Raw genomic sequence first — 13,245 nt, 5'->3', positions numbered from 1 at the left:
AGTGATATGGCTGAGAAAACAGAAAAACCGACGGAAAAGAAAAGGCGTGATTCTGCAAAGAAAGGGCAAACCTTCCGCAGTCGGGATCTTGTTGCAACGGTAGTATTAATTTCAGGTGTTTTTTTCCTGGGAAGTGGCATGGATTTTGGTCCACTTATCGACCTGTACAGTGCTGCTTTATTATATAATGATAAGATGACTGTTATTTCGTATAGCACTCAATTGGTTCTGGTTTTGTTAAAGATGTGTTTGCCTTTTATCATTCTGTGTATCGTCGTCGGGTTTGCTACAACATTATTGCAAACGAAATTTTCAATAGCTTCTGAAGCTTTACGTTTAAATTTCAAGGCACTCAATCCCATTGAAGGGTTTAAACGGATATTTAGTCTTAGGACTGCTAAAGATTTTGTGAAATCACTTTTGTACCTGGGTGTATTATTTGGGACTTGCTATACCCTCATTGTTAATGAATTGAAGTATATACTATCAGTTTATCATGGCACCCTTATGCAGTTAATTACCTATTGGGTGTCCGTGACCATAAAAAGTATATTGCTCTTTATTCTCTGGTCGCTACTGGTTTTGTTGGCGGAATTCATTGTTGAATACTTTCTCTATATCAAAGAGATGAAGATGGATAAGCATGAGGTAAAACAAGAGCGAAAAGAGTTGGATGGCAATCCTGAAATCAAGCGAGCCCGACGTCGCGCACATCACGAAATTCTCTCAAGTGAAGAACGAACCGCCATTCGAAACTCAGAAGTGATCATGGCGAATCCAACTCATATTGCGGTCGCCATTTATTTTTATATGGATGTGGCGTATTTTCCGTTTATCTCTTTACGGTGCTCAAACATGAAAGCGCAGGCGGCAATTGCCTATGCGGAAAAAGAAGGAATACCGGTTGTTCGTGACGTGAAATTGGCAAGGAGACTTTATAATAGCTACACTGCATACAGCTTTATTTCAATAAATGATGACGCACTTATGGCCGTTATGGATATATTGATATGGTTGCGCCGCGTTGAAATTGAAGAATTGGATACCTTTGGCACTAATAATGATAGTGCTGAATTTGAAAACGGGATTTCTCAAGAAACGCCATTGGAAGATTCAGGAGGGAAATTATGTGATAAGAAACAATAGTACGTTTTTTTTGTACCCGTGCTTCATTAGGGAACAGTATGATAGTGCTTGTATTCATTACTGTCTGCATTCTCGATGAATTGTTGTTGTATTAACATTTTTCCATTTTATAAATAATATGGAAGGTCTAAAATGAGTTTTAAAAAGGTAATGGATGCTAAAAATGAATTGCGTGATGAGGTTGAGGAAACCTTGCTCAAAGATTATTCAGAGCAACTCATGGATGCCATTCATAATGGCGCAACGTTAAAAGATGTTCATGGCGTATCTAATGAAACAATGAGTGATGTTTATAAACTTGCTTATGATTTTTACCATATGGGCAAGTTAGATGATGCTGAATCACTTTTTCGCTTTTTATGCATCTACGATTTTTATAACCCAGAATATGCAATGGGGTTGGCAGCGGTTTATCAACTCAAAAAGAATTACTCAAAAGCCATTGATTTTTATGCATTATCATATTCACTTTCGGAGAATGATTATCGCCCCATGCTCTATGCTGGGCAGTGTAACCTGATGCTTTGTCGTTCGGTTCAGGCGAGTAAGTGTTTTGATATTGTAACCGAAAAATGCACTGACGTAAGTTTAACAGAGAAGGCACAGGCGTATTTGGCCGCCTTAAAAGACATGGATGCTAACGAAGAAAATGGATCTCAAAAAGAGGATGCTAATAGGGAGGAATAATGAACATAGCTATTGATGATTTTTCTGCGGCATTCGCATTCTCTGGCGGCGGTGACGTTGAAACACATCGCGCTGAATTAATAAAACAGAGCACGGCTATCAAGCGTTTTGGTGAGGCTGGGCTAAGGGAGCATCCGCAACGAGATTCTGTTGCCGTGGCGATGAAATTGTTACAGCCAGAGCAGTTGTCTGCCATTTTACAAAATACCACTAACGCATTGCAAGGAAGCGCAGCCCAGCCCCGGACACCACTAGATGCCAATATACCGCAATTGGCCTCCGAGCCTTTTGCTTTATCTCCGCTGTCCCAAATCGCATCGGTCGCAGACCATCCTGAGGATTCGCTGACCGCATCAGCTCTCATGACGAGCTTGTTAGGCAAAATGAATCAGCTGACTGGCGATGCGACGTTACAGAAAATGGTTGAACAACTTAAAATTTACAATGCGCAACTGGAGGGGCATTCTCAGGCATACCGTGCGCTCGCCGATCAATTAGAGAACGATGCTCAACGCTGGGCTGATGACAGTGATGCGTTGTCGCAAGCGCAGAAACGAGCCGATGGACTAAAACAGCAGGTTGCCGTTGCGACAGATACTTATACCGATGCACAGAAGCAGTTGCAGTTTTTGCAAAATCAGGCAGATCAGGAATTACAAGAGAACGGCGTGCTATCCCCTGAGTTGAGCAAGAAAATCGAGCAAGCGAAATCTGCTGTTACCGAGGCATTTAACCGCAAAGCGCAGTCTGTGGCCCAGTATGATGATGCACTTAAAAACCGACTGGAGCCTGCACGCCTGGCAGAAGCCGCCAGTAGAGCGCTTCTGGAAAACACCAAGCAGAAAGCCCAAACCCTGATGGGGGCTGTACCTGCACAGCAAATTTCCGTTATTGAATACAAGCGGAAACAGCAAAATGAAGGTGCAAAGAGCCTCTGTTATTTACTGGCTATCATTGCTGAACTCATTAATAAAAGTGCCAGTGAGGATTTACAGGCAGGCTCTGCATTAAAGCAAAAGCTGGCAGAGGCGGCGGCCAAAGATGCTGAAAAAAAAGCGCGCGAGTATGAGATTGAGCAGCGTAAAGCAGAAGATATGCAAAAAACTATGGGCTGTGTCGGTAAAATTCTTGGCTGGGTTATCGCTATTGTCGGTTTTGCAGCGGCTATTTTCACTGGAGGGACATCATTGGCACTGGCTGCCATCGGGTTAGCATTGACGGCTGGCGATGCCATCTACCAAGCGATAACGGGCGAGTCTTTTATACAACAGGCTATGCAACCTTTTATGGAAAACGTCGTTAAGCCATTAATGGAATTGCTGGCTAAATATTATTCATTTATTTTGGAGTCGCTTGGGGTTGATAAAGAAACAGCGGCAATGATCAGTGAAATAATGGGTGCAATTACTGCCGTTGTTCTATTAATCGCAGCAGCCATGGTGGCTGGAAGTCTTATTAGTAAATTGGCAGATAAACTGTCTTCCACTGCGATTATGCAATCTACCAAGGAGGCAGCAAAAAGAATGTTGCAAAAAATGATGGATAACGCTGTTGGACGGCTCATTACGTCATGGGGATCAACGGCTACACGTTCGATAGCTGTTCAGAATATCAAGAGTGTCAGACTCATTAATATCACACAGCAAACCCAAAATGCCACAATGACCGCAAACGTTGCAATTCAAACGGGTATGGACATTGCTGTTGCCGGAACTAAGGTGGAAGCAGAAAAACTGCGTGCCAAAATGCTAGAAGATCTGGCATTGCAGAGTGTATTAAATGCGCTATTGGACCGAATGGTAGAGAGTTTTACTCAACGCATTGAGGCAGCAAATGCCATTATTGAAAATATGGCTGTCGTGGCGGAAAACCAGATGCAAGCGGGAAAATATATAACCCGAAAAATGCAACATGTTGCGGGGTAATCCTTTTTATCATTAGGGGCTTTCAAAACAGAGACATTTACTTATACGGAGTTGGAAAATATGATGACGACATTATCGCCGGTCGCAACTCAAAACGGGTTGAATGTAAATACGGATAATACTGTTTCCTCAGCGCAGCCTTTTACTCTGCGTTCGCCAGAGATGCTTTCTTTGGCGGATCTGACCTCTGCTTCCAGAAGTATCGGAGACGCAGATAGCGCTTACGCCAATACGCTGCCTGTTGAATTGATGCTTCCTGCATCAACCAATAAAGCAATACCTTCAGATACTAAAGCCGAATTGGCGCAAAGGCTGATGGATTCCCAGCAAGGAAGTGATATCGATAAGATAGAACAGGTTGTTGCGGGCGCCGCGACCCTGTGCAGCGCAAAGCTTCTGTCTGGAATAGATAATCCGGCAATGCGCAGTGCAAATGAAAAGCCAGGCAAGACCGCGATGACAAACACGGTGGAATACACGGCAGAGCGAGGACGTTCATATGCCGTTGTTGACGGGGGGACGGATATTACACCGCCAAGTCCTGGTGGTTATCGTTATAGCAACGTGATGGGCAATATGGGGATTTTAGATGCGTTTACCAGTATTTTGCAGTCATTAAATCGCCAGGAAGCGCATTTTAATGCGTCGGCCGCACAGTGGTCTCATGTTGCAATGGCTTCGGCGAATGCGACTGGGCAGCACTTGGTTCGCTCAGCACGGGAAAATCAGACGGGTGCCATCGTTTCTGGCGCGTTAAGCATGGGAATGCAGAGCGTCTCGGCATTCACAGCAGGAAGATCGTTAAAAGCAGAATCGGCTTCAATAGAAAACAATCTGAAAAGATCCAACCGGCTTAACGAACAAGCGGAACAGGCGAAAAATAGCCTACAGAACCATAGGGATAAATTGGTGAGTGAAGGTATCACTGTCGAGGATGAGGTTACCGCACGTTTGAAACGTGCGCATTCAAGACTGAATTCGGAAAGTATTTCACTTCGCTATTCTCATCAACAAATATCGAATACATCGCAGAAAACCCGCATTCAATCTGATGCTTTGGTGCAAGCCAGTAGGTCGATTCATGATATTACACAGGGATCGTACGGTGTTACTGCTGCCGAGCAAAACAAAGATGCTGAAATAATGCGAGCGAATCAAACGGTGAGCAGCGAGGTAGATAATGTTCATCAGCAAACGGCCAAAAAATCCAGTGAGGGTGAATCTGCTTTACGACAAGCGCTACTGGCTATACTTAATAACAACAATGATGCAGTCTCGGCGGTTGCCAGCAAGATGGCATAGTGTATTCGCGTATTCCCTGGCGATACCCAGCTTATATTGAGTCGTTATCCCTTTTCTTTTTGGCGAAAAAAATGACTATTTCAAATCCGCTTTTACCGGCTTGTACGGCAATATTCCCACGCGTGAATACAGACGCTTATACCACAGCGGCGCATTGGCAGGGGACATCAGATGTCTCTGATACTTATTCGCAGCATGATGTGAAAACTTTTTTGCTATTTCTTATTACTGATAATAAGGAGGGGAATAAGCTAATTGAATGGCCATTATCATTCTGTGAAATGCATGAGAAAATGCTCAGCATTGAGCAATTGCTCACCCATTTCGATATGAATTCCAACCTGGTATCGGGTGATAAATTATTACAGTACGTTGATGAAATCCGGCGTTCGCAACAACAAAATGTATTGTCGGGAGAAAGTCCCGATGACATAAAAGCGCAGTTGACCGCGTTACAGTGCGCAATCCAGACGCAGCTTAACAAGATTCAACAGCAGATTCGTGACGATAAATTAAAGAATAAAGCGACAGTAGCGAAATCGGAAAATTTGGCTTATCAGGCACAGGCCGCTGTTCCTGATGAGGAATCTGCACCCACGCAGTCTCGTGCCCGAAGAAGCGCAGACAATCCAAGTGAACCGTTTACAACGAGTACCAGTTACGCGGATCTCTGGGCAGAAATTACTAAAGTTATCGCAAACGTTAAAACCAACTACGTGGATTTCTATGGCAATTTATTGCAGAAATACACTGAGATGTACGATGGGTATAATAAAACTGTGCAGAAGGTTGCCGCTGATTCTACACATTCAGGAAGTGAAGCAAATTCAGTAAAATTTGATGAACCCAATCTGAGAAAATACGGATATCAGGCTTTTAAAGATGGGTATCTTGACAAGATTCAGCTTGGTAGCGTGCCTGATTGGGATAAAATGAGCCCCAGCCAGCAAAAAGAGATGGTGGCAACGTTGGAACCAGCCTTCAAGGTCGGTACCGATGGGAAAATCAGTTTTAATAAGGACACTTATGATAGCGTGGTGTTGGCGAAAGTCACAGAGGATGGCTCATATACCGAAGTGTCTACTACACGCTATCAAGCCTGGCTGGCCAGTTTCAATTCTGTAAGCAGTGCTTTTCAGAGTAACATGCAATCTTTTGCCCAGCGATACAGTCAGTCAAACAGCACGTTTGATAATTTGAACAGAGTACTGAGTAGCGTCATCAGTACGCTAGGTGATAGTGCCAGAGACGTTCTAAAAGCACTGTCTTAATATCTAATTAGCCTTTTTTTTAATATCTATGGTATTCAGACTAAAAAACAGTAATGAACTTCCCACGCCGTATTATAATTTGATGAGGAGTCCGAGGACGATAACATCAAATTTATGGGGTGTGAAAGATTATGTTTATCAAAGTGTTTATTACACGCCGAAGAATGTTGAGAGAATAAAAAACATTCCAATGACAGACAGGCAGAGAGAGATTTATCAACGAGAGAACGGTATCCGCTATTTTAGAAAAATCCCGATATTTAATGAACAACCGGTTTATTCGAATAATCCGTTAGTCAATGACCATATGGATGCGATGCGCCCTAGAATACCTGATCCCAGAGCGGAAATTACCTGCTCACGATGTTGGCGCGCGGTGGCTAAACATATAGAGCGAGTAAGGAATAATATCGTTGTTAGTTTTAGAAAGTTAGTTAATTACTGATTATTGTGGAGGCTTTATGACAGTTGGGGCATCTGGAAATGTGAGCCCGGGTTTTGGTCGGTACATTCAGGCTGATATTTATAATCGAATGAACCGTGATCTACCCAAGGCAGAGACAATTACTGATAATATGGTTGGCTGCACCAACGAAGGACTTTCGCTGGCCGTAAAAAATTTCATTCGTGCACCGGACAAAGTTGGGTGTGTCTACGGACTCATTCACACGCAGTCACAATCTGCGCTACCCGAAGCGGTGCGTAATACCAACACCACCGTCGAAGACCGTGAGCTATTCAAAAGTGTATTGGGCATGCTTTCCACAAAGGAAAGTAATTTTACCTCCTCCGAGAAAGCATGTTATCAAAAACTTTGCGATCTTTTTTGTTCTGAAATAACAAACGAGGATAAGGAGTTCAACACTGACATTAGCCTGAATAAACATTTACAAAACGTTACCAACGATGATAAACAATTTTGGGTTGAAGCCGCGCCGCTGCTTGAAACCTACAGTAAGGATATCGTTACAGACCTCACTGCGCATATGCTCAATCAATCGATCAATGCGTGGTGTGAATACCATAAAATTACCGATCATGACTGGGCGCGCTCGAATATCGAACAGATTTTCGATAGCAATATTCGCATGTACCTCAACGTGCTTGATGACGAGATGATGGGCGTCACCAAAGAGGCAAAATCCGCTATTAAGGATCACTCGGATATTCGCGGGGCTATTATCCGCTATGGCTATATGAAAATGTTTGATGCCGTGGCGTCGATTCCATTAGCGCTTCGACGTCAGACGCCCACTGGCGTGGCAAAGCCAAGTACCACAGAAAAGGCAGTGGGAACGTCAGACTCAACGGGCACCGTGAACGGAAATTACTCACCACAGTCATCCTCTTCCCCAGGAAACATTACCGTTTATGGCAGCAAGGCGACAGCGTACGGGGGGAATACCCCAACGACGCCACCTGATCCCTGGAGTTCTATGACCGAAAAGCTCTTGGCTTCAGATAAGCTCGATCAAGATCAACGCTTTACATTATTGAAGGGGTTGATCGCCGCAATGGGGGAAAGGCGCGAGACTCCAGAGCATTTTTTCAACCGCTACCCACTGCTTAGACGACTAAACGGCATCAGTATGCAAGATTTACCCGCGTATTCAACGTTGCCTAATGGAAATCTGACCACAGTAACAGAGCCTCTTGTTATAGAAACGGATAGCATGCAGCCCAGCGCGCCAGTGGCTCAGCACCGACAGGAACCCCGCGTTCAGGTAAAGCGGCATGCTTCCACCAGCAGTTCCGTGAGTTCTGCTAATTCTGATATATCGCCGATGTCGCGCGCGCGATCGCCTCTGGATAATTTCCAGATTGGCACGCTGTCGCCCACACAGAATATTAGCCCCCTGGCCTCATTGGAGGCGTACCGTACCGCTGGGGCCGATCTCTCCGCCGTGGTGGCTGAAAAGGGGCCTGCGGCAAATGATGATGCTTCTGCGATCGGAGAAGCGGGCCGTTCGGATACCGCCTCTTCAGTAGGCGGTTCCTCATCCGGTATCAACAATGTGGATCTGGCATTGCTGAAGCGCTGGCTGAGTGATGAAGTGCAAGACAATGAACAGGAACAGGAGAGCATTAATAAACTGGTCCTGCGCGAGGAGGGGGTATACACCAAAACGTTGGATCACTTCCTGGATAGAGCATTCCTCGCGGAAGTTGGCACTGAGGAACGCAGTGATATGCAGCAGGTCTATATCAACGAGGCGTTTCTTAAAATGAAATCGCACCAGGATTTTTACCAACTGAGCCGCAATGCTCAGAAGTTGGTAGAGAAATACAGCGAAAAACGCAATTCTCGAGTCTTGACCACCACGCCTGGCGTGAGGCGCACCCTGTCTTCACAGGTGTCACGAGGATAATGGCGTGAAAAGCGGGAGCGATAATGAGCGCCAGGTGAAAGCATTGATTCATCAGGTGAGCGGTATCCCGATTGAGCACATTGGGTTGCATGATAGCGTCATCGTCACGTTAGGCCTGGACTCGGTCGAGATGGTCGATTTACTGATGCAGCTTGAGACCTTCGGGGTGACGATCCCGTCAGCGCAGATAGACGCAACGCTGACGGTACTCGATATTGTTAAACGCTTCGTTGGTGGGTCTTGTCCCGAAAGGGGTCAACCCACTTTGTAATCGGCAAGATGGATATTAAATTGCTTGAGTTTACGCCACAGGGATGTGCGGCCAATTTTTAACGATGAAGCCATTTGTGAGGCTTTGCCTCGGCAGTGAATCGCTGCCTGAATGAGCGCATCCCGTTCCATCTCTTGTAACGAATGCGGATGGAAGCTCGCTTCTCTGGAAGAGGCCTCGAGAATGTTTTCACTCAATGGTGCTGGAATGTCTTTGACTTTAATTCGGTTTCCGCTGCTATAGCTATAGGCACGTTCGAGCACATTGCGCAGTTCGCGGTTATTTCCTGGCCAGGCATAGCGCATAAGCAGCTGCTGCGCATCTTCAGAAAGCGTCACATTTTCCCCCATCTCGCGGCTCATGATCTTCAGGTAGCGTTTGATCAATGCAGGGATATCTTCGCTACGCTCCCGCAGGGCCGGCACGTGAATGTCGAACGATTGCAACTCATACAGCAGGTGACGACGAAAGCGGTTTTCCTCAACAAACTGATTGATGTCCACATCCGTGGTGGTGATCAGCCTGACATCCAGTGGTACCAACGTCTGGTTGGCTTTGTTGAGCAACCCGGTTTTCAGCAGTTGTAACAGCGCGGTTTGTACTTCTTGTGTCAGGTATTCGACATTCTCTAACAGCAGTGTGCCGCCTTTTGCCAACTCGAATTTGGAAATGACCGGTTTATCGGTATGCGCGTTGTTGCCAAGAAATTCGCTTGCCATGGCCTCGCGCGGTATTGCCTGGCAGTTGATGGTAATAAAGGGCTTCTCCCGACGCTCGCTGGCGTTATGAATCGCCTGTGCCAGATAGGCCTTACCAAGCCCCTCTTCACCATGCAGCAGGACTGAACCGCGTCCCTTTGCCGCCTGCTGTGCAAGGCGAACCACACGCCGGATAGCGCTGGAGGTGCCAACGTAGTCAAGATCGTCAAATGTCAGGCGGGCATACGCTCCGCCATGGCGATGCACCAGTTCACGAATATGATCGATAGGGTGCAACAGGGCGATGTAACGGTCGGGGGTGTTGGCAACGCCTTTCACTATTTTAAGCGACATCGCCAGTGCGATAAACGCACCTTGAAACTCGACGGCGGTTTCGAACAGGTAAACATCCCGGTTTTCCGCGACAGCATGGGCAATCCGTTGCGGTAAGGCCAGCGTATCCTGAATGTTTTTTCCTAACAGCTTCTCGCCCTTAACATTGAGCAGGTCGCTGCCATTTTTGTTCAGATAGAGGATGGTGCCTTTATGAGCCCAGGCGAGAACACCTTCTTCTACGCCATCCAACAGGGCGTGCACTTCACTCAAATGTTGGTTGGATTCAGCCAAAATCATATCCGTGTGCAATTTTGCGCTGATTTGTTGCGCCGTAGAATGCACTAGCGCCAGGGCGGAAACCGTGTCGCTGTCGTTCAGCAGAATCAGCCCAACCGCACCCATCACTGCGCTGTCACTGTCGAAAATCGGCGTAGCAAAGCAGGCAAATTGATGTAAATGCTGATTGAAATGCTCATAGCCTTGCAAGCTGACCGGCTCGTGTAACAGCAGTGCCGTCGTGACGGCATTATTGCCCATCATGCTTTCACGCCAGTAAATGCCTTCACCAATGCCCAGTGTCATCAGCCGTTGGCTCATGGCTGGGGAGGCGTGGAAACTCAACGTACACCCGGTTTCGTCGGTCAGTAGCAAGGCGCATTCCGCAGTAGTGAGATAGGCAAAGATATCCTCCAGTATCGGCGCTGCAATATTGATCATATCGGCACGGTTACGGCACAGGGACTTAAAGGTAATGCCTTTGGCGTAGAGCGGCGTTGACCAATGGTCGTGACGCTGTTGTCGCCGGCAACGCAGCCAAGATTCAGTGACATAGGGCTTTAGCGCGAGGTGTTCCATGCTGGCGGCATCGGGATACGGTATTGGGTCCGGCGTGATGAAATCGTGCCAGAGGGTTTTCAATTCAGCCTGTTTCACCGGTTGCTCCTTTATCGCGCCACTTTAGGAAATAGGTAACGCATTTATGTTCCATTTTGGAAATATTATGTCGAATCTGTGATGTGCATCGCCAACCGTGCGTAGTGCTATCAGAAATCGAGTGGTTTTATTTAATTTGTTGAATTTAAATATGTTTATTGATCGCTTCTACGAAGTGTGAGGTGCGGCACAACTTTTGTCACAGTTTGACGGGTATCAAAAAACAGGGCGTCCGGCGTTATTGATGTTTCATTTTGGGGCTTTTTGCGGCGTAAGGATGTTCCTGAATTGAAAAAAAATATTTTTTACAGCATGAATTCGGCTTCCTACTCTCATCGTGTTCGTTCCGTCATGTGGGTAACCCCTCAACCGAAAACGAAGGAGACAGCGATGAACGTTTTTCTTGCAGAATTGATTGGCACCATGGTGCTGATACTGCTTGGCAACGGTGTAGTAGCCAACGTGGTGTTAGCACGGACCAAAGGGAGCAATAGCGGTTGGATCGTCATTACCGCCGGGTGGGGATTTGCAGTTGCCATCGCCGTCTATATCACAGGCTGGGTGAGCGGAGCGCATCTGAACCCAGCCGTCACTTTTGGCATGTGGTTGTACGGCAGTATCTCGGGCGCAATGGCGCTGGCCTATGTCGTTGCTCAATGCATCGGCGCATTTCTCGGTTCGATTCTGGTCTATCTTACTTACAAACGGCACTACGACGTGACTGAAGATGCCGGACTAATACTGGCGACGTTTTCTACCGGGCCTGCGGTGCGTGACTTTAGGTGGAACCTGGTCACAGAAATTATCGGTACGGCTGTTTTAGTCTTTGGCGTACTGGGGATTTTTAATTCGCATAACGGGATAGCGTCCGGTTTTGGTCCGTTTGCAGTGGGGATTCTGGTGTATAGCATCGGCTTGTCGTTAGGCGGCCCCACGGGTTATGCCATCAACCCGGCGCGTGATTTAGGGCCAAGAATTGCGCATGCCTTGTTGCCCATCAAAAATAAAGGTCATTCCGATTGGGAATACGCCTGGGTGCCGATTGTCGGTCCGTTGATCGGTGGTGGTATCGGCGCGCTGTGCTACAAGTTTTTACCGGTTTTTGCCTAACGGGCGGTACGCCGCTCACCCATGGAAATCGTCCTTTCTCCAGTGAGAGGGCGGGCATCAAGAGGAAGGGTTATGAAAAAGCTCATCAACAAAGTCGATGATGTTATCAGAGAACAGCTTGAAGGTTTCGCACTCGCCCACCCCGAATTGACGGTGAATACCGAGCCTTTCTATGTTTGCCGACGATCGGACAAGCCCAAAGTGGCGCTGATCTCCGGCGGGGGCTCTGGGCATAAACCAATGCATGCTGGTTTCGTTGGTTTTGGCATGCTGGATGGTGCATGCCCCGGCCATATCTTTACCTCGCCTACGCCCGATCAAATGTATGAGTGTGTGCAGAAGGTCAATAACGAAAATGGCGTATTGCTGCTGATCAAAAACTACACCGGGGATATTCTTAACTTTGAGACCGCCGCAGAACTGTTGCACGGTGAATGCATTGCCGTACAGGTGGCCGTCATTGACGATGATGTCGCGGTGAAAGACAGCTTATACACGGCGGGTCGTCGTGGGGTTGCCACCACTGTGCTGGCAGAGAAGCTGCTGGGGGCAGCGGCAGAAGAGGGATATAGCCTGGAGCAATGCTCAGCGTTGGCGACGCGTATTGCCGATCAGGGCCGTTCTATTGGCGTCGCGCTCTCTTCGTGCACGGTGCCCGCAGCCGGTAAGCCCAGTTTTTCGTTACCGGAAGATGAAATCGAATTCGGTATTGGTATTCACGGTGAGCTGGGTATCCGTCGGGAAAAGTACACCGATGGTGACACCATTGTCAGCGCCATGTTGGATGAAATCCTTGATAACACCCCTTATGTGAGAACGCTGCGTCAATGGGATCGGGAAAAGGGCGAATGGTTTGATGATACCCGCACCACGACGCCGCTCAATGCGGGCGACAATGTGATTGTGCTGGTTAACGGGTTGGGCGCGACGCCAGCCTCTGAGCTGTACGGGGTGTATCGCAAAGTAGCGGAGATTCTGGCAGCGAAGCACATCAATATTGCCCGTAATCTGGTCGGCACCTATTGCAGTGCGATTGATATGCAGGGTGTATCCATCACGGTGCTGAAAGCGGATGATGAAATGCTCTCGCTGTGGGATTTCCCGGTCAGTACACCGGCGTTAAGATGGAAAATGTAGTGACGTCAGACAAGCTGCCGCCGTTGGCGGCAGATCGCGCGCAGATGCAGGAAGAGTCTG

10 protein-coding genes are annotated in these 13,245 nt (G+C 47.2%); 9 read left to right on the top strand and 1 reads right to left on the bottom strand.

Features of this window, described 5'->3' with window-relative positions:
- Positions 1–6 precede the first annotated feature (6 nt).
- From K6K13_RS18825 to K6K13_RS18795, 7 genes are all read left to right on the top strand, one after another.
- Entirely contained in the window at positions 7–1,146 is a 1,140-nt protein-coding gene (locus K6K13_RS18825) for an EscU/YscU/HrcU family type III secretion system export apparatus switch protein (protein ID WP_222158348.1), read from the top strand.
- Positions 1,147–1,278: 132 nt separating this feature from the next.
- The gene (gene sicA, locus K6K13_RS18820) at positions 1,279–1,833 is read left to right on the top strand and encodes a type III secretion system translocator chaperone SicA (RefSeq protein ID WP_434064584.1); all 555 of its coding nucleotides are present in this window, start codon (positions 1,279–1,281) and stop codon (positions 1,831–1,833) included.
- Positions 1,833–3,758, top strand: a complete 1,926-nt coding sequence (sctE, locus tag K6K13_RS18815; protein ID WP_222158347.1) for a type III secretion system translocon subunit SseC family protein — start codon at positions 1,833–1,835, stop codon at positions 3,756–3,758. The genes sicA and sctE overlap by 1 nt, the downstream gene beginning before the upstream one ends.
- Positions 3,759–3,818: 60 nt before the next feature.
- A complete protein-coding gene (locus K6K13_RS18810; protein WP_222158346.1) occupies positions 3,819–5,060 on the top strand; it encodes an IpaC/SipC family type III secretion system effector in 1,242 nt (413 codons plus the stop codon).
- A gap of 71 nt (positions 5,061–5,131) precedes the next feature.
- Positions 5,132–6,331 carry an IpaD/SipD/SspD family type III secretion system needle tip protein gene (locus tag K6K13_RS18805; protein WP_222158345.1) on the top strand — a complete coding sequence of 400 codons (1,200 nt, stop codon included), beginning with the start codon at positions 5,132–5,134 and terminating at the stop codon, positions 6,329–6,331.
- Positions 6,332–6,792: 461 nt separating this feature from the next.
- Entirely contained in the window at positions 6,793–8,700 is a 1,908-nt protein-coding gene (locus K6K13_RS18800) for a hypothetical protein (protein WP_222158344.1), read from the top strand.
- 4 nt (positions 8,701–8,704) lie between these two features.
- Positions 8,705–8,971 (top strand): acyl carrier protein, encoded by a 267-nt coding sequence (locus K6K13_RS18795; protein WP_252120344.1) that lies wholly within the window; start codon positions 8,705–8,707, stop codon positions 8,969–8,971.
- Here K6K13_RS18795 and dhaR read toward each other — a convergent pair.
- Positions 8,956–10,938, bottom strand: coding sequence for a dihydroxyacetone kinase operon transcriptional regulator DhaR (gene dhaR, locus K6K13_RS18790; protein WP_222158343.1), 1,983 nt, complete (start codon positions 10,936–10,938; stop codon positions 8,956–8,958). The two genes, K6K13_RS18795 and dhaR, sit on opposite strands and share 16 nt — an antisense overlap.
- A 390-nt stretch (positions 10,939–11,328) precedes the next feature.
- Between dhaR and K6K13_RS18785 the strand changes: the two genes are divergently transcribed.
- Entirely contained in the window at positions 11,329–12,048 is a 720-nt protein-coding gene (locus tag K6K13_RS18785) for an MIP/aquaporin family protein (protein WP_222158342.1), read from the top strand.
- A gap of 72 nt (positions 12,049–12,120) precedes the next feature.
- Positions 12,121–13,185, top strand: a complete 1,065-nt coding sequence (gene dhaK / locus K6K13_RS18780; protein WP_222158341.1) for a dihydroxyacetone kinase subunit DhaK — start codon at positions 12,121–12,123, stop codon at positions 13,183–13,185.
- The last annotated feature ends 60 nt before the right edge of the window (positions 13,186–13,245 follow it).

This window comes from Symbiopectobacterium purcellii (assembly GCF_019797845.1).
In the GTDB taxonomy this organism is placed as follows: domain Bacteria; phylum Pseudomonadota; class Gammaproteobacteria; order Enterobacterales; family Enterobacteriaceae; genus Symbiopectobacterium; species Symbiopectobacterium purcellii.
The sequence above is the reverse complement of the archived record's forward strand: the minus strand, read 5'-3'. Positions and strand labels throughout refer to the sequence as shown.